At 71.5% G+C, this 17,976-nt stretch carries 13 protein-coding genes and 1 pseudogene; 6 read left to right on the top strand and 8 right to left on the bottom strand.

Going from position 1 to position 17,976, the window contains the following annotated elements; translation table 11 throughout:
• Together ACZ5ON_RS17880 and ACZ5ON_RS17875 are read left to right on the top strand one after the other, a co-directional pair.
• Positions 1–226: hypothetical protein (locus tag ACZ5ON_RS17880; protein ID WP_465592873.1), on the top strand; the 226-nt coding region annotated here is incomplete at its 5' end.
• 412 nt (positions 227–638) lie between these two features.
• The gene (locus ACZ5ON_RS17875; protein ID WP_465592871.1) at positions 639–1,154 is read left to right on the top strand and encodes a universal stress protein; all 516 of its coding nucleotides are present in this window, start codon (positions 639–641) and stop codon (positions 1,152–1,154) included.
• Positions 1,155–1,345: 191 nt separating this feature from the next.
• Here the strand turns inward: ACZ5ON_RS17875 and ACZ5ON_RS17870 are convergent, their stop codons facing one another.
• On the bottom strand, positions 1,346–2,893 hold the full coding sequence (locus ACZ5ON_RS17870; protein ID WP_465592869.1) for a Na+/H+ antiporter: 1,548 nt from the start codon (positions 2,891–2,893) through the stop codon (positions 1,346–1,348).
• Between the two features lie 267 nt (positions 2,894–3,160).
• Complete coding sequence (gene ligD / locus ACZ5ON_RS17865; RefSeq protein WP_465592866.1) at positions 3,161–4,183, bottom strand: non-homologous end-joining DNA ligase; 1,023 nt, start codon at positions 4,181–4,183, stop codon at positions 3,161–3,163.
• 78 nt (positions 4,184–4,261) lie between these two features.
• Between ligD and ACZ5ON_RS17860 the strand changes: the two genes are divergently transcribed.
• Entirely contained in the window at positions 4,262–5,323 is a 1,062-nt protein-coding gene (locus ACZ5ON_RS17860) for an ATP-dependent DNA ligase (protein WP_465592864.1), read from the top strand.
• Here ACZ5ON_RS17860 and ACZ5ON_RS17855 read toward each other — a convergent pair.
• Positions 5,293–5,619 (bottom strand): annotated as a pseudogene (locus tag ACZ5ON_RS17855) (WYL domain-containing protein); the annotation flags it as partial. The gene ACZ5ON_RS17860 and the pseudogene ACZ5ON_RS17855 overlap by 31 nt on opposite strands.
• Positions 5,620–5,957: 338 nt before the next feature.
• On the opposite strand from ACZ5ON_RS17855, the gene tdh reads away from it, so the two are divergent.
• The 3 genes from tdh to ACZ5ON_RS17840 all read left to right on the top strand — a co-directional run bounded on the left by tdh (position 5,958) and on the right by ACZ5ON_RS17840 (position 10,184).
• Positions 5,958–6,986: an L-threonine 3-dehydrogenase gene (gene tdh / locus ACZ5ON_RS17850; protein WP_465592861.1), complete on the top strand. Its 1,029-nt coding sequence runs from the start codon at positions 5,958–5,960 to the stop codon at positions 6,984–6,986.
• Between the two features lie 43 nt (positions 6,987–7,029).
• Positions 7,030–8,223 (top strand): glycine C-acetyltransferase, encoded by a 1,194-nt coding sequence (locus ACZ5ON_RS17845; RefSeq protein WP_465592858.1) that lies wholly within the window; start codon positions 7,030–7,032, stop codon positions 8,221–8,223.
• A gap of 1,043 nt (positions 8,224–9,266) precedes the next feature.
• Positions 9,267–10,184, top strand: a complete 918-nt coding sequence (locus ACZ5ON_RS17840; RefSeq protein WP_465592855.1) for a LysR family transcriptional regulator — start codon at positions 9,267–9,269, stop codon at positions 10,182–10,184.
• A gap of 65 nt (positions 10,185–10,249) precedes the next feature.
• On the opposite strand, the gene ACZ5ON_RS17835 is transcribed toward ACZ5ON_RS17840, so the two are convergent.
• From ACZ5ON_RS17835 to ACZ5ON_RS17815, 5 genes are all read right to left on the bottom strand, one after another.
• Positions 10,250–10,537 (bottom strand): DUF427 domain-containing protein, encoded by a 288-nt coding sequence (locus tag ACZ5ON_RS17835; protein ID WP_465592852.1) that lies wholly within the window; start codon positions 10,535–10,537, stop codon positions 10,250–10,252.
• Between the two features lie 274 nt (positions 10,538–10,811).
• On the bottom strand, positions 10,812–14,696 hold the full coding sequence (locus ACZ5ON_RS17830; protein ID WP_465592849.1) for an nSTAND1 domain-containing NTPase: 3,885 nt from the start codon (positions 14,694–14,696) through the stop codon (positions 10,812–10,814).
• Positions 14,693–15,121, bottom strand: coding sequence for a hypothetical protein (locus ACZ5ON_RS17825; protein ID WP_465592846.1), 429 nt, complete (start codon positions 15,119–15,121; stop codon positions 14,693–14,695). The genes ACZ5ON_RS17830 and ACZ5ON_RS17825 overlap by 4 nt, the downstream gene beginning before the upstream one ends.
• A gap of 294 nt (positions 15,122–15,415) precedes the next feature.
• Positions 15,416–16,408 (bottom strand): DUF6801 domain-containing protein, encoded by a 993-nt coding sequence (locus ACZ5ON_RS17820; protein ID WP_465592843.1) that lies wholly within the window; start codon positions 16,406–16,408, stop codon positions 15,416–15,418.
• A 374-nt stretch (positions 16,409–16,782) separates the two neighbouring features.
• Positions 16,783–17,976: WD40 repeat domain-containing protein (locus ACZ5ON_RS17815; protein WP_465592840.1), on the bottom strand; the 1,194-nt coding region annotated here is incomplete at its 5' end.

Here is a 17,976-nt window from a genome sequence, read left to right as displayed (position 1 = left end):
CCCCCTTCGCGATCAGGGCCAGGACGACGAACACGGCAACCGTGACGCCGACGAAGATGAGATCGGGCATGGGTTCCACCAAAGTGGTTCAGGGACTGTTGGCCGCTGGCTCCCCCCGGAGGCGGCTGCGGCACCGGTGGAAGACCGGCGGGAGCAGCAAACCAGCGGTTCCCGACGCGTCAAAGGATTCCTGACACCCTCCATACGGGTGGTTCTAGAACATTGACGCGCCCCTGATATCCGCGTCATGCATCCGAGACCTGGGCTTGGCCGAAACGTGTCAGTGGGCCGCGGCACGGCGGATCGGACTTGGGTGGCGCGACGTCGAGCGACTGAGCTGTGATGCCGATCGGCGAAGCCTCCCCTCCCGGGGCTTCGGTGGTGGTGGACCCGGCGCCGGTGGCTCGCGGCGCCGGGTGGCTCGGGATGGTTACCGGCCGGGCCTGCGGCCGTGGTTCGCCTTCTTCTTGCGGTCGGGGTAGCCCGTCGGATCGGGCCGGGCGCTGGACGGCGCGGCGTAAGAGCCACGTCAAAGCCGGCACCGGATCGGTAGCGGTCGCGTCAAGATCCGCTGCCTGCCGCGGTCGGAGGTGTGGACTGACAGCGGATGTCCTGGGCCACAGGAAGGAAGCAACGCGGTGGCCGAGAAACCGAGAGTCGTCGTCGGGGTCAGCAACACCCTCAGCAGCCTCGCCGCCCTCTACCGGGCGGCCTCGGAGGCCCGCCGCCGGGACGCCGTGCTGGTGGCGGTGACCGCCTGGTCCGGCGGCGAGGAGCTCAGACCGGCCTCCGAACTCGAGCACGCCGCCCGCGGGCGCCTGGACACCGCCTTCGAGCAGGCCTTCGGAGGTCACCCGGAAGACCTGGTGACAAGTTCGCTGACCGTCCAGGGCGAGCCCGGCCCGGCGCTGGTCCGTATCGCTGACCGCCCGAGTGATCTGCTGGTCCTCGGCTGCGGCCACCGAAGCCGCCGGCAACAGGTCCGGCACAGCTCGGCGGTGCGCCACTGTCGAGCTCATGCAATCTGCGAGGTACTCGTCGTCTCCCCGTCCGAGCTCCTCCACAGCCTTGAGCAAGCCGTACGCGTCGCCGCGGTCGGCGCAGTCCCGGGCGGAGCCGCTCGACCCCGGGGCGTCCACGCGCTGATGCCCTGACAGGGCTCCGTCGGACCGGCTGCCGGACGCGATGAGTTCATCAGGAACGGCCGGCCGGACTTCGATGGGGCCGTCAGATGATGGCCGGTCGTCGGGTTGTGATCAAGTCCGGTGCTCCGCTCCGCCCGTACGGTCAGGTGCGGTCTGCGGTGACCTCCACGCTCCCGGTGCCGCGTTCGGGGCATCCGTTCCTACGGGTTGCCGAGTGCGGCTTCCTCCCGGTCGAGGTCGTGCTGCAGGCGTCTGCGGGTGGTGTCGCTGACGAGGTGCTCGTCGTACAGGCGGTGCAGTTCGGCGTTCTGGACGGCTATCACCTCACGCCGCAGCTGGCGGTAGGTGGCGTCCGCGCTGCCGCCGTCCGGGCCGTCCGAGCTGCGGTCGAGCCGGGCGGTCAGGTTCCGCCGGACCCGGTCGACGACCATCTCCGGTACGGCCTCCAGAGTGGCGAGGTGTTCGACGTGGTCGAGCCCGGAGCGGTTGAGGGAATCACGGGCATCGGCCTCTTCGCGCGCGGTGTGCTCGGGCTCCAGCGCCAGCCCCGAGCGTCCGACCACCGCCGCCAGCGTCAGACCCTGCACCACCAGGGTGAAGACGACCACGGCCGTCGTGAGCACGAGGATCAGCGGGCGTCCGGCCAACGCGGTGCCGCCGGTCCCGGTGAGCGGGATCGACAATGCGGCGGCCAGCGGCATGACGCCCCTGGTTCCGGCCCAGGTCACCACTCCGGCCACCCGCCAGGACAACCGCCCCCGGCTGGGCTTGACCGTGCGGGTAAGTGGCAGCGTCCACGCCACCCGGACGGCGATCAGCGCGACCGCCAGAGCGAGCGCCTGCAACGGCCACTGCCCGCTGCCCCTCGGCAGCCCGCGCACCAGCTCGGGCAGCTCCAGGCCGACGATGCTGAAAACGACGCTCTCCAGCAGGAACACCACCACGGCGTAGACCGCGTGCAGCTGCAGCCGGATGTGGGCGTCGGTCAGGCGGTGGCTGGAGCGACCCAGCAGCACGCCGGCGACGACCACGGAGGTGACGCCGGAGGTGTGCGTGGACTCGGCCAGCACGTACGCCGCGTAGGGAGTGACCAGGGCGATCACCGTCTCCAGCACCGGGTCGGTGGTACGCCGCCGGACCAGCGTGACCAGGCCTGCCACAGCGGCGCCGATCACGCTGCCGCCACCCCCGAGCAGCAGCAGCTCCCAGCCTGCCGCCGGCAGGTTCACCGTGCCCCCGGCCGCCACGGCCACGCCGACCGCGACCTTGAACAGCACCAGCGACGTCGCGTCGTTGAACAGGCTCTCCGCCTGCACCAGCACCTGAACCCGGCCCGGCAGGGCCAGGCGCCGCCCGAGTGCCGTGACCGCGACCGGATCCGTGCTGGACAGCACCGCGCCGAGGACGAATGCCATCGCGGGCGGCAGGCCGGTCACCGCGACCGCGACGAAGCCCACGGCCGCCGCCGAGGCGAACACCAGTCCGAAGGCGAGAATCGTCACCGGCCGCCACACGACCCGCAGGTCGCGCAGCGACAGCTCCTCTGCCGACGAGTACAGCAGGGGCGGGAGCACCACCAGCGCGATCGCCTGTGGCGGGACGTGCAGCGCCGGCACACCGGGTATCAGTGCCACTCCCAGCCCGACCAGGACCAGAAGTGACGGAGCTGGCACACGCAGGCGCCCGGCGAAGGTGGACACGGCGGTCGCCAGAACCACCAGGGAGAGAACGATTCCTATGGCGTGCATCTACTAAAGACCCCATCACGACGAGCGGGGTCACCGCCGCCCGATCGCTGCAGTCGTCCCCCGAGCCGACCAGGCTTCCCGGCACACCGTGAGTAATTTTATCGGGACATTAGCACTGATCGACAGATTTTCGTGAGCGCCGTCGAGCGGGAGCTGGAGTTCGCCGGAACCACCATGCGGTGCAACCACTGGACCATCGACCCGCGCACTGACCTGACCTGATCTGACCTGATCTGACCTGATCCGGTCCGGTCGGATCCGGTCCGGCTACTGCTCCCGCTTGCGCGCCCGGCTCGGCTGGACCCGGGCGGGCTCGCCCGGCATCTTCGGATGGTCGGGCGGATAGGGCAGATCACCGAGACCCTCGTCGCGGGCCTGCCGGGCCGACAGTTCGAGCAGCGGCTCCAGTGAGAACGCGTGGTCGTCCAACTCCGCGTGAAGATCGCCAAGTTCGGCGAACCGCTCGGGCAGGGTCCGCAGATCGAAGTCGGTCGGCGCGACCTCGTCCAGCTCCTCCCAGCGCAGTGGGGCCGAGGCGGTGGCATCCGGGTGGGCGCGCAGCGAGTACGGGGAGGCGATGGTGCGGTCGCGGGCCATCTGGTTGTAGTCGACGAAGATGCGCTCGCCGCGTTCCTCCTTCCACCAGGCGGTGGTGACCCGACCCGGCATCCGCCGCTCCAGCTCCCGCCCGAGCGCGATCACCGCGTGCCGGCAGTCGGTGAAGGTCCAGCGCGGCTCCACCGGTACGTAGACGTGCAGCCCGCGTCCGCCGGAGGTCTTGGGCCAGCCGCGCAGGCCGTGTTCGTCCAGCAGGCCGCGCAGTTCGTGGGCCGCCCGGACGGCGTCGCCGAAGCCGGTGCCGGGCTGCGGGTCGAGGTCGATCCGCAGCTCGTCCGGGTGCTCGGTGTCGGCACGGCGGACCGGCCACGGGTGGAAGGTCAGGCAGCCCAGGTTGGCGGCCCAGAGCACGGCAGCCGGTTCGGTGGGGCAGATCTCGTCCGCGGTGCGCCCGCTGGGGAAGGCGATCCGTGCGGTCGGAAGCCAATCGGGCACGTTCTTCGGGGCGCGCTTCTGGTAGAAGGACTCGCCCTCGATGCCGTCCGGGAAGCGCTGCAGCGTGGTCGGCCGGTTCCGCAGGCCGCGCAGCACGCCCGGGGCGACCGCCAGGTAGTACCGGGCCACGTCCAGCTTGGTGAAGCCCCGTTGCGGGTAGTACACCTTGTCCGGGTTGGAGAGCCGTACCGCCCGGCCGCCCACCTCGAGTTCCACCGCTCGTGCCGTTGCCGCCATGGGCCCACGCTAGGCCGAGCGGGCTTCGCCCGACGTGTCCGGCACGCGGGCGGGCAACCGGCCCGCCACTATCGGAGCATGGACCTTCCCGTGATGCCGCCGGTCTCGCCGATGCTCGCGAAGGCGGTGGACGAGATCCCGCCCCGTATGCAGTACGAGGCCAAGTGGGACGGCTTCCGGGCCGTGGTCTTCCGGGACGGCGACGAGGTCGAGATCGGCAGCCGCACCGCCAGGACGCTCACCCGCTACTTCCCCGAACTGGTCGCCGCGTTCCGCACCGAACTGCCCGAACGCTGCGTGGTGGACGGCGAGATCGTGATCGCGCACGACGGCCGGCTGCACTTCGAGGAGCTGCTGGAACGGATCCACCCGGCGGCCAGCCGGGTCCGCACCCTGGCCGAACGCACCCCCGCCTCCTTCGTCGCCTTCGACCTGCTCGCGCTCGGCACCGAGACGCTGGCCGAACTCCCGCTCGCCGAGCGGCGCGCGGCCCTGTGCAGCGCGCTCGACCGGGCCCGGCCACCGGTCCACACCGCCCCCGCCACCACCGACCTCGGCCAAGCCCGCAGCTGGTTCTCCCAGTTCGAGGGTGCCGGGCTGGACGGCATCGTGGCCAAGCCGCTGGACCAGCCGTACCGACCCGGCCAGCGCAGCATGTTCAAGGTCAAGCACCAGCGCACCGCCGACTGCGTGGTGGCAGGCTACCGCGAGCACAAGAGCGGCCCGGTGGTCGGCTCCCTGCTGCTGGGGCTCTACGACGCCACCGGACAACTCCAGCACGTCGGCGTCAGCGCCGCGTTCTCGATGGCCCGACGAGCCCAACTCGCTGAGGAGCTGCAGTCGTTGCGGATGGCCGACATCACCGGGCACCCCTGGGCCGGCTGGGCCGACGAGGCCGCGCAGGCCTCCTCCCGCCTGCCCGGCGCGGTGAGCCGGTGGACCGGCACCAAGGACCTGTCCTGGGTGCCGCTCCGCCCCGAGCGCGTCTGCGAGGTCGCCTACGACCACATGGAAGGCACCCGGTTCCGCCACACCACCCAGTTCCGCCGCTGGCGCCCCGACCGCGAACCGGCCGACTGCACCTACGACCAGCTGGAGGAACCGGTCTCCTACAGCCTCGCGGAACTGCTCCACCCCTGAGTCGGACGGCCCCCGGGTTGCCCCTCGGCGGCGGTGTCCGCCGGATCGCCCCCGTAACGGCGGGCCAGCTCGGCCACCGTACGGGCGAGGGCCTCCCGCAGCTCGGGCGGGCCGAGGACCTCCGCCTCCGCCCCCAGCCTGAGCAGGTCGCAGACCGCGACCGGCCGCGTCTCGACCGGCAGTCCCACCCGCACCCACCCGTCCTCGTCCGGCGGCCCGGCATGTTCCAGGGCCTGTGCGCCCGCCGCGCCGAACTGCGCGGGCAGCAGCCGCTGCCCGCGGGGCGAGAGCCGCAGCAAGGGAAGCGTTCCGGCCGGGCGCCCGTGCCGAGGGGCTGCCGGCGGGCGGATTCTACGAGCCGGACCGCCTTGACTGCCCCGGCAGGCGGGCCCGGCTCGGTCGCCACCTGAGCCGAACGAGTGGTGCGCGGCGGGCCGCCGGGAGGTGCGGGGCACGGCTCGGGCAGGATCGTGAAGCCCAGCTGTGGCGGCCCTTAAGAATTCCTCGATGGACCGCACCCGCTCTGACCAGGCAGATTTCACTCTGCCCGGCCCGGCAGGGGCCGTACGCCGGGTAGACCTCGGCCTGTCCCTCTCCGGCAGGTCCGTTCCACCGTGCGTCAGGAGCCCTTGCCGTGAAGGCACTCGTCAAGCAGAAGGCCGAGCCCGGACTCTGGCTGATGGACGTCCCCATGCCTGAGATCGGACCGTCCGATGTGCTGATCAAGGTGCTGCGCACTGGTGTCTGCGGCACCGATCTGCACATCCGCAAGTGGGACGGCTGGGCCCAGCAGACCATCGACACCCCGCTGACCCTGGGGCACGAGTTCGTCGGCGAGGTGGCCGAGATCGGCTCGGCGGTCACCGACGTCAACGTGGGCGACCTGGTCAGCGGCGAGGGCCACCTGGTCTGCGGCAAGTGCCGAAACTGCCTGGCCGGGCGCCGCCACCTGTGCCGCAACACGGTGGGCCTGGGCGTCGGCCGCGACGGCGCCTTCGCCGAGTACGTCGCGCTGCCCGCCTCCAACGTCTGGGTTCACCGGGTGCCGGTCGACCTGGACGTGGCCGCGATCTTCGACCCGTTCGGCAACGCCGTGCACACCGCCCTCTCCTTCCCGCTGATCGGCGAGGACGTGTTGATCACCGGCGCGGGCCCGATCGGCATCATGGCCGCCGCCGTCGCCAAGCACGCGGGCGCCCGCCATGTGATGATCACCGATGTCTCCCCCTACCGCCTGGACCTGGCCCGCAAGGTCGGTGTCTCGCTGGCGCTGGACGTCTCGAAGCACACCATCGAGGAGGGCCAGCAGCAGCTCGGCCTGCGTGAGGGCTTCGACGTGGGCCTGGAGATGTCCGGCCGTCCCGAGGCGATGCAGTCGATGATCGCCAACATGACGCACGGCGGGAAGATCGCCATGCTCGGCCTGCCCGCCGACGACTTCGCGGTTGACTGGGCGCGGATCGTCACCTCGATGATCACCATCAAGGGCATCTACGGCCGCGAGATGTTCGAGACCTGGTACGCGATGTCCGTCCTGCTGGAGGGCGGCCTCGACCTCAGCCCGGTGATCACCGGCCGCTACGCCGCCGCGGACTTCGAGGCCGCCTTCGACGAGGCGGCAAGTGGCAACTGTGGCAAGGTCATTCTCGACTGGACCGTCTGAGACCCGGTAGCCGCTCCGGTCTGACACCCCGTTAGGAGACATCGTGTTCGACAACGTCCGCGAGGACATCGCCGCCACCCTGGACGAGATCCGCGAGGCCGGCCTCTTCAAGCCCGAGCGCGTGATCGGCAGCCCGCAGAGCGCCGCGGTCACCGTCACCGCCGGCGGACGCCCCGGTGAGGTGCTCAACTTCTGCGCCAACAACTACCTGGGCCTGGCCGACCACCCGGCGGTCGTCGCGGCGGCCAAGGACGCGCTGGACCGCTGGGGCTACGGCATGGCTTCGGTGCGCTTCATCTGCGGCACCCAGGACGTCCACAAGCAGCTGGAGGACCGGCTCTCGGCCTTCCTCGGCCAGGAGGACACCATCCTGTACTCCTCCTGCTTCGACGCCAACGGCGGTGTCTTCGAGACCCTGCTCGACGAGCGCGACGCCGTCATCTCCGACGCGCTCAACCACGCGAGCATCATCGACGGCATCCGGCTGTCCAAGGCCCGCCGCCACCGCTACGCCAACCGCGACATGGCCGACCTGGAGGCGCAGCTCAAGGCCACCCAGGACGCCCGCCGCCGCCTGATCGTCACCGACGGCGTGTTCTCGATGGACGGCTACATCGCCCCGCTGCGGGAGATCTGCGACCTCGCCGACCGCTACGACGCCATGGTCATGGTCGACGACTCGCACGCGGTCGGTTTCGTCGGTCCCGGCGGGCGCGGCACCCCCGAACTGCACGGCGTGATGGACCGGGTGGACATCATCACCGGCACCCTCGGCAAGGCCCTCGGCGGCGCTTCCGGCGGCTACGTCGCCGCGCGCCGGGAGATCGTCGCGCTGCTGCGCCAGCGCTCGCGCCCGTACCTGTTCTCCAACTCGCTCGCCCCGGTGATCGCCGCCGCCTCGCTCACCGTGCTCGACCTGCTGGAGCAGTCCGGCGACCTGCGCGAGCGGCTGGCCGAGAACACCAAGCTGTTCCGGACGAAGATGACCGAGGCGGGCTTCGAGATCCTGCCCGGTGAGCACGCCATCGCGCCGGTGATGATCGGTGACGCCGCCAAGGCGGGCCGACTGGCCGAACTGCTGCTGGAGCGGGGCGTGTACGTGATCGGGTTCTCCTACCCGGTCGTCCCGCACGGCCAGGCCCGGATCCGGGTCCAGCTCTCGGCGGCCCACTCCACCGCGGACGTCGAGCGCGCCGTGGCGGCCTTCATCGACGCCCGCACGGCGCTCGGCGAGTAGTACCGGCCGCTCCACCCCCTCGACCTGCCCCGCCGGCGCCGCGACGCCGCCGGCGGGGCAGCCCAAAGACGCTGTCGGCGCGGCCGTACCGGGACAGGACGGCCGCACCGGCAGTGCGACGGCGCCGCGCGCTCCCCGGCCGGAGGTGACGGGGCACGGTTGGCCGTGACTCCCGGTCACCGATGTGGTGGCCCTGTTGTGGGTGGAGTGCGGGTGCCCCTCGCCCTTCGAAGAGTGAGGGGCTGCAAGCGGGCTGGGTCCACGGCCGGGTCATCCGCATCGGCCGCGCGGCCCTGCGCTGGCTGCTCGCCCGATTCGGCGTCTCCTTCCGGCGTTGCAGCAGTGCTGGGAACAGCATTCAGGAACCTCAGGTGGCCTCGGGCTCCGATCACCGTCGTGCCACGGTCGCCTGCATGTGTCATGCCCCGGGTGGTTCCATGGTGAGGAGGGCCACCGTCGGGTCCGCGCAGCAGTTGCGCTTGCGGCCAGAGCCGATGGCTAGCAGGCCGTCTGACGGTGCGCGGCGATCCGCCGTCATCGATGGCAGATCGCGAGGTGAGGGGTGGATGTCCCAGCGGTAGAGGATCCAGGCCCGTCGGATGAGGCGGCGGACGACGGCCAACCGCGGCGAGCCCGGGGTGTCGCCCCGATCTCCACCACCGCGACTCAGTGCGCCGGTCGCCGCTGACCGTGCCACTCGAAATGCGCCCCCTCGGTCGGGTCGGCAGGGCAACTGTCTCAGCGCCTGGTCGTAACGGTGCAGGACGAGGCGGGCGACGGCCTCGTGCGGGCCCAGCGGCGCGGAGGGCAGGCAGCTGCCGGCCTGCGTGGCGCGCCGGGCGAAGAAGCCGGAAGTCAACTGTTCGCTCTGCCTGCTGCTGACCTGGTTCGCTTACCTGCGGCCCGCCGCGCCGCGGCACTGAGCCCACCTACCGGAGAGGACGGGCGCGGCCGTCCCCCCGCCCGGCCCCGCACCGGGCACCGGCAGTCCGCGGGGCACCGACCGCGACCGCGCACCCCCTCCGCACTGGCAGAATGTGTGAGTGATCGACGCAAGACGGCTGCGGACCCTGCGGGCCGTGGCTGACCACCGCACCGTGACGGCCGCCGCCGCCGCGCTCTACCTCACCCCGTCCGCCGTCTCCCAGCAGCTCGCCGCGCTGGAACAGGAGACCGGCCACCACCTGCTGGCCCGCGACGGCCGGGGCGTCCGGCTCACCGCCGCCGGGGAGATCCTGCTCGGCCACGCCGACGCGGTGCTCGCCCAGCTCGAACGGGCCGAGGCCGACCTCGCCGCGTACAGCGCGGGTGCGGCGGGCGAGGTCACGGTGGCGGCGTTCGCGACCGGGATCGCGCTGGTGCTCGCCCCGGCGATCGCCGCCCTCGCCGGGGAGGCGCCCGGGGTACGGATCAAGGTGCTGGACGCCGAAGGCGACGCCAGCCTGCCGATGCTGCTGGACGGGTTGGCGGACATCGCCGTCGCCGTCGAGTACCGGGGCGCGCCGCGCGCAGACGACCAGCGGCTCACCAGGGTCCCGCTCTACGCCGAGCCGTTCGAGGCGGTGCTCCCGCTCGGCCACCCGCTCGCCTCCGCCACGGGCCCGGTAGCTGTCGCCGAGCTCGCCGCCGAGCCGTGGATCGGCCCCTACCCCGGCAACCCCTGCCATGACGTGGTCCTGCTGGCCTGCGAGTACGCGGGTTTCCAGCCCCGGCTGGTGCACTCCTCCGACGACTTCCGTGCGGTGGTGGCCCTCGCCTCGGCGGGGGCGGGCGTGGCGCTGGTCCCGCGCTCGGCCCTGAGTGGGGTCGACCTCTCCCGGGTCGCGGTACGCCAGGTGGACAGTGCACTCGCCACCCGCAAGGTCTTCGCCGCCGTACGCAGCGGCGCCGAGCGGCATCCGCTGATCCGGCCGGTCCTGGACGCCCTGACGGCGGCGGCCCGGGGGCTCTCCGTCGACTGACGCCCGTGCGAACGTCAACCGCCCCTGCCCGTCGGGGACTTCGCCGCCCGGCCCCGCAATCGCTCCTACTCGTCGGTGACTTCGACGCCACGCCAGAACGCCACATGCCCGGCGATCCGCGTGGCGGCCGGGCTCGGGTCGAGGTAGTACCAGGCCGCGTCCGGGTTCTCCGAGCCCGCCACCCGTAGCGTGTAGTAGGAGGCGGTGCCCTTCCAGGGGCAGACGGAGGTGGTGGCAGAGGGGACCAGAAACTCCGTCCGGACCGAGTCGACGGGAAAGTAGTGGTTGCCCTCGACGACCGTGGTCCGTGAGCTCTCGGCGATGATCTCGCCGTTCCAACGCGCAATAGCCATGGGGGCATTCTGCACCGCGCCCACGACCGGCCGGCCCACGACCCCCGCGGCTTCACCTCGCGGCGGAGCACCGACCGCGAGCTCGTAGCGCAGGGCGGCCCGGGAACCTCGGCCCTCGTCTGCCCAGTCAACCTTCGGCAGGGTGTTCGAGCTGCGGGACGGCTCGTCCCACTGCTGATCTAGACCTTTCGGACAGCTTTCCCATGGTGTTCAGCCGACAGCCAAGGCGTGTCCTGACGGTGTACCCGACGTGAGAAGGTCCGGTGGCCCGGAGTCAGGCGCACGGCTGCCGGTACGGATACTGCCCGGCGTACGCCGTCCACTGCCTGTCGGGCACCGGGGCGCCGACATCGGCGCAGATCACCTGGTACATGCGATCCGGATCCAGCTCCCAGAGGCGGACGCTGTCACCGTACAGAGGGTCGGGCACATCGGTGGCCACGGTGCGGCCGTCGGGAGTGAACTCCGGGTCGGTGCCGCTCAGGGTGAGGGTGGAGCCGATGGACACGCTCGTGGGATCGGCCGCGTTCCACAACAGCACGTCCGGGTCGGTGAGTCCGCCGGTGGCCAGGCCGACGGTACTGCCGTCCCCGCTCACCGCCAGATCGCCCACGGAGCCGTAGTTGGTCAGCGGGATCTTCGAGATCCAGACGTTCGGTTTGTCGAGGTCCCAGAAGCTGACGGCCCTTTCGCTGTCGGACGCGGCCACGGCGTACCGACCGCCGCCGAAGGTCCGGATGGCGTCCGCCGCCACCGGAAGGGATCCCTTCCGTACGGGGTTCCTGATTTCGGCCACGTCGACCAGCTGGACGTCACGGTCCTTCTCCATGACCAGCATCCGGTGCTGTGGAGTGCTGGTCACGCCCCAGGCGTCGTGGAACTCCAGGGGCAGCGGATGCGGACCGTCCGGGCGGCTCGGATCCGCAAGGCTCCACAGCTGCACGTCCTGGTTGGCGTCGATCGCCAGCAGGGCACGCCCCTGCTGGTGAAGTCCGAGCCCAGTCAGCGTGCCCGGTACCGTCACGGCGGCGGTCTCCCGCGGATGGCGGCGGTCGGCGACGTCCCAGAGGTGGACCACGCCCTCCGAGGAGTTGTTCAGCGCGAGGAGGCCGGACTCGGTACTCGCCGCCACGTTGAGATGTCCGTCCGTCGGTCCGGTCCGTTCGAAGGTGGACTCCAGGAGGGGATGACGAGCGTCCGTGACCTCCCACAGGCCGACGGACGAGTCGTCGTCCGGCTCGGTGAGGAGGGTGTGGCCATCCGCCAGGAAGGCGGCCTTCGCCCACGGGTGGGGGAGCGTGGCGCCCTGGGCGGGGTGGCGTCGGTCGGCGATGTCCCAGAGCTCGACGCCGGTGTCCCGGTCACCGGTCACCAGGATGCGGCCGTCCCCGCCGAAGGCCGTCCCCGGAGCACCCCCGGTCTGGCCCACCATGTGCCGGGGGATCGACACCCCGGGGGTGGTCCACACCCGTACCCGGCCCTCGTCGCCGCCGGTCGCCATGGTGCCGTTCTTCGGGCTGAACGCCAGGGCGCGCAGGGGCCCTGAGCCGTGCAGGACGTTCCACCGGTTGAGGTCCAACGTTCCGGGGTCCGGCCGTCGGCCGAACTGGAACTGGTTCACGCTGCCGTCGCTGCTGGCAGCGGCGAGCGCGTCACCACCTCCGCTGAAGGCGACGGCCAGGAAGTCCCCCCGTGCACTGAGGGGATCGGGAGTCATCTCCTTCGCCGCCGGTCGGCTCGGATCGGTGACGTCCCAGCAGTTGAGCTGCCCGTACGTACCGCCGGCGACCAACAACCTGCCCGCCGGGTGGAAGGCCAGGCTCCAGGCGCTCTCGACCGACATGGTGGCCAGGACGGTCGGCTCTTCGGACCCCACGCTCCACAGGCGGACGCTGCCGCCCGTGCTCGCGGTGGCCAGGATCCGACCGTCGGGGTGGAAGGCCACACCGGTGATCTCCTTGGAGTCCGCCGAGAGCGTGCGGACGGGTACGGGACGAGCGGGGTCGGCGATGTTCCAGAGCTGGGCGGCTCCCTTGTCGCTGCCGGTCGCGAGGGTGCGCCCGTCCGGGCTGAAGGCCAGGGAGTACGCGGTGTCCGTCCCGTCGGGAGTGCCGCTGAGCAGCCTGGGGTGGTGCGGATCGGCCACGTCCCACAGCTGCAGGGACTTGCGGCCGTGCGTCGCGAGCAAGCGCCCGTTCGGGGCGAAGGCCACCGCGGCGGTGCCCTCGGTGCTCACGGCTGCGCCGAAGGCGGGCCGGGCCGGGTCGGCCACGTCCCAGAACTTGACCGTGTGGCTGTTGTCGCCGCTCGCAAGGACCTGCCCGTCGGCACTGAACGCGAGGCTGAGGACCTTTCCGGTGTGGTCGCTGTCCGAGGGGTCCTCGAGGGTGACGGGGTAGCGGGTCGTGTAGGAGGCGTACATCTGGTCCCGGGCTTCCGGGGTGGGCGACGTACGATAGGCGGCCAGGCTCAGTTCCAGCGCCGCGGCGGGATCGGTGGAACGGACGGCCGCCGCATTCGCGGCGAGCCGGCGGGAGGCGATCACCGCCTCGCGCCGTGCGGACTGCAGGTGCTGCTGGACGGCGATCACGCCGGCCACGACCGCGAGGACCAGGGTGAGCACCCCGCCGACGCGACCCGACCGCCGGAACCGGGCAGCGCGGACGCTGGTGGCGAGGAACTCCCGCTGCAGCTCGGAGAGTTCCGCCCGGCGGTCAGGACTCTTCATCAACTCGCGTATCCGGGCCAGTTGCTGGCCCTGCAGTAGGTCGCCCCGGCTCCGGCCGGCCCGCAGCCAGGCCTCGGCGGCGTCGGCGAGCCGCTGGTGGAGCACCTTGCCCGAGCGGTCCTCACCGAGCCAGCCGTGGAGCCGCGGCCAGGCTCGCAGCAGCGCCTCGTGCGTGATCTCGACGGTGTCCTCCCGCTGGGAGAGCAGCCGGCCGCTGATCATGGCGTCCAGCACGGCCGAGGTACTCGTCGGATCCGGGCCCTCGTGCAGCAGGCTCTCCCGGGTCGCCCGTCGCCGGATGTCGTCCGTCCCGTCACCGAGTTCCACCAGCCGAAGCAGCAGCGAGCGTGCCAACCGCCGCCCGTCCTCGTCGAAGCCTGCGAACACCCGCTCGGCGGTGGACGCGACGGAGTGGAGGATGCCTCCGGCGTCCCGGTACGCCTGGACGGTCATGACGTGGCCGTCCCGGAGCTGCCAGGTCGCCTGCAGGGCGTGGGCGAGCAGCGGGAGCCGGCCGGCCTCGTACTCCCCGCCGCCGGTCGCCCCGAGGTCCTGCAACAGCAGCTCCACCAGGCCCGGTTCCACGTCCAGGCCCGAGGAGCGCGCCGGGAAGAGGATCGCCTCGCGCAGGCCCTGTTCCGACAGCGGTCCGAGAATCACCGGCCGGTCCTCCAGCGCCGTCCGCAGGAGGGGGTAGCCGCTGGCCCGGCCGTGGAAGTCGGACCGCATCCCGTACACGACCAGGGCGGCGGGCCCGTCGCCCTGGTCCGGCTCCGACAACCGCGCCATCAACTCCAAGAAAGCGCGCCGTTCGTCCTCGTCGGGGGCGAGGGTGAAGAGCTCCTCCAATTGGTCGACCACGACGACCAGCCGGTCCAGGGCGGCCCTGCGCAACCCCGCGCGCACGGCGGCGGCCAGCCGAGCGGGGTCGGCCGCGGTCGGCCCGGCCGCCTCCTGATCGAGGTCCAGCGCCTCGCCCAGGGCGCGGGCGGCCTCGACCAAGGGGCGGGCGGTAGGAGTGAACACCAGCCGCGGCCATCCGGCGGCCGCTGCCGGGGGCAGCGCACCGCCGCCCAGAGCGGGCAGCAGTCCGGCACGCAGCAGAGAGGACTTGCCCACTCCCGACGCGCCGAGCACGAATTGCGTCCCGCCCGAACCGAGGCGCTCGGTCAGCCGCAGAACGAGAGTTGCGGTCGCCTGGTTCCGTCCGAAGAACCGTCGCGATTCGTCCGGGCTGAAGGCCGTCAGACCCGGGTAGGGGCACTCCGTCCCGGAGCCGCCGGACAGCACCTGCCGCACCCCGTGGGTGCCGTCCTCCAGGTGGATGTGCATGTCCCGGCCGGCCATGTGGACGTCGGCATCCCCGGACGCGTGCGCCTCCAGGTGGATCCGAGGCTCCTCCGGTCGGCCGCCGGAGTCAGGGTCGGTCATCGCTCGACGATGTGCTGGTCCCGCCCGGCCTGGTAGACCCGGCCGTGATCGGAGGCCGTCGCGTGCAGTTGGATGCTGCCGGACTCGGTGCGGTCGCTCTCGGGAAGGCGCGGACTCAGCTCGTCGATCGCCCGCCGCAGCTCGTCCACCAGCTCAGGTCCGCCAGCCTGGATCAGTCGGCCGAGGCGTCGACGCCACTCGCCGATCAGCTCCTGTTCGGCCTGTGCGTCACCATCCTGGCGCGCCGTGACGAGTTCTGCCCGAGAATCGTCCAGTTCCGCCGTGACGGCCTCGGCCCGCTCGGGATGGACCCGGTGCCAGAGCCGGGCGACCGCATCTCTGGCCTGCTCCCAGCTCTCGGTCGCGAGGAGCCGCACCAATGTGGTCGCAGCGCCCGTTGCCAGTGCTGTCAGTTCCGGTTCCATGGTCGGCCCCCTGCCGTAGGTACCTCGGCCAGCCCTTCAATGGCGGACGAGCGCACTCCGACTGTCCGTCAGCCAATCTAGCCGATGAGTTCTCATCGCCCAAGTCACCTGTCAGCGTGACAGGTTGAGGCCATCGAGGTGCGGTTGGGCCCTTCACTACCGCCCGCCTCTGCGGCCAGGCCCGGATCATCGCCATCGAGGTCGCCCGAGCCGCCTCGGCGTCGCCGTCCTCGTGCTCCGCGCGCCGGGGACCGGGCACGCGCACGGGATCGGACGGGCGTTCGTCCCGACACTTCAGTCATCGCCGGAGTGGCGGTGCTTCAACCGCGAGACGACGCGGAAGGCGACGACGGCCGCGACAAGTGTGCCCGAGGCCAGCAGGACAAGACCCGCAGTGCCCAGGCCGCCGGTCGTGCCGACCGCTCTGGCCCCGTTGGGGCCCGGGGCGGTCGGGCCCGGGGCGGTCGGGCTCGGGGTCGTGGGGCTCGGGGCGGTCGGGCTTGGGGTCGTGGGGCTCGGGGTCGTGGGGCTCGGGGTGGTCGGGCTTGGGGTCGTGGGGCTCGGGGTCGTGGGGCTTGGGGTGGTCGGGCTTGGAGTGGTCGGGATTGGGGTCGTGGGGCCCGGGCTGGTCGGGATTGGGGTTGTGGGGCCCGGGCTGGTCGGGTCGGGCGGCGCCGTGATGTCGAACGACGCCAGGACGTTGTTCTGCCTGGCGTCCAGCTTGCAGGGCACGTCCAGATTGCCCAGGATCGGATTGCCGCTCGCGTCCTTCGGGGCGAGGTGCAGGACAAGGTCCCCGACGGCGATTCGCGCCGTACCCGGCCGGCTGAAACTGAGCGCGGGCGCTGTGGCGGTCGCCTCCAGGTCGAACGGGCCGGACGGTGGGATCTCCGTCTTGGCCAGGTAGAAGAGCACGGTGACAGGTCTGTCGCCCTGCGGCGCGACCACGTCGGCCGTCGCGTTCACCGTGCCCTCGACGGTCTTCACACCGGCCAGGCTCAGCCCCTGCGCTGTGGTCGAGTCCGTTACTGTCGCCACCCCGTCGACCGCGAACTGCGGTGTGGACGCGCCGACCGCGACCGATCTCGGGATATCCGCGTTGACCTTCATCGTCACGGGCTGGCCGCCCACCACCGGAAACGAGCAGGTGTACGTCAAGGTGAGCGAAGCGGGGTCCGCGGCCGCTGGCCCGGTACCGAGAACACCCCCAACTGCTGCTCCCACAGCCGTCGCGACGCCGAGAGCGGTTCTCGTCCATGGCTTTCCCGTGTTGCGCCTCGCGCTCATGAGCTGCCCCTTGTCAGGTGTCCGGCTGTGATCCGAATCGGCGAACTATGTACCTGGCCGCACATCAGGATGTGATTCCCGGTCCTGAGGGCCCGAATCGGTGCAGCCGCTGATCCGCGGTGTCTGCCGCCGACCTTCCGATACGCAGCCGCGGTGGCGTGGTAAGCGATCGTCCTGACGGTGTGAATGCCGCGTTCCGGCTCCGTACTGCCCCCAGCCCCGAGGGCGGCCTCGGGGCCCCTGCCGCGACGAGTCCGCCACGGGTACCCGTCATCTCCCATAGATGCTCCGGTGTTCGAGAAGTGCGAGTCCCAGCCGACGTTTCCGGGGAAACGGATCCTGGCTCCGGGGATCTTCGGACTGCCAGGGTGCGTTCACGACGGGCACGCGGGGCCGGTGGACTGTCCTTGCAGATATGTCGCCCGTTCCTGCGGCGTGAAGTCGCGGTGAACGGCTTGACAGATCCTGTTGATCGCCTCAGGCAGGTCGGGCAACGAGATGTCCCACAACCGTGCCGTGCCGTCGTTGCTTCCGGTGGCGAGGGTACGCCCGTCCGGACTGAACGCCACCGCGTGCACGATGTCGGTGTGGCCGGTGAGGGTGGCGCGGATCGCGCCCGTGGCCACGTCCCACAACCGTGCCGTGCCGTCGTTGCTTCCGGTGGCCAGAGTACGCCCGTCCAGACTGAACACCACCGAGTCCACGGTGTCGGTGTGGCCGGCAAGGGCGGTACGCGTGGTGCCGGTGGCCACGTCCCACAACCGCACGGTGTGGTCGGAGCTCGCGGTGGCCAGGGTGCGCCCGTCCGGACTGAACGCCACCGCCACGACCAGGCCGGTGTGGCCGGTGAGGGTGGTGCGGATCGTGCCGGTGGCCACGTCCCACAACCGCACCGTGCCGTCGCTGGTGCTGTTGCTTCCGGTGGCCAGGGTCCGCCCGTCCGGACTGAACGCGAACTGGCCGGTGCGGGTGGTGAAGGTGGTGCGGATGGTGCCGGCGGCCACGTCCCACAACCGCAAGGTGCCGTCGAAGCTTCCGGTGGCCAAGGTCCGCCCGTCCGGACTGAAAGCCACCAACAACAGGTTGTCGGCGGGGTCGGAGAGGGTGGTACGGGTGGTGCGGGTTGCCATGTCCCACAGCTTCACGGTGTGGTCGGAGCTCGCGGTGGCCAGGGTGCGCCAGTCCCGGCTGAACGCCAGCGCCAGCATGGCTGCGGTGTGGCCGGTGAGGGTGGCGCGGATCGTGCCGGTGGCCACGTCCCACAACCCCACCGCACCGTCGCGGATCGCCAGGGTGCGCCCGTCCGGGCTGAACGCCACCGACTGCACGGCTCCGGTGTGGCCGGTGAGGGTGGTTCGGGTGGTGTTGGTGGCCAGGTCCCACAACCGGGCCGTGTGGTCGTCGCTTCCGGTGGCCAGGGTGTGCCCGTCCGGGCTGAACGCCACCGACTGCACGGCTGCGGTGTGGCCGGTGAGGGTGGTTCGGGTGGTGCCGGTGGCCAGGTCCCACAACCGGGCCGTGTGGTCGTCGCTTCCGGTGGCCAGGGTGTGCCCGTCCGGGCTGAACGC

The sequence above is a fragment of the Kitasatospora sp. NPDC032150 genome (assembly GCF_055579945.1).
The sequence above is the reverse complement of the archived record's forward strand: the minus strand, read 5'-3'. Positions and strand labels throughout refer to the sequence as shown.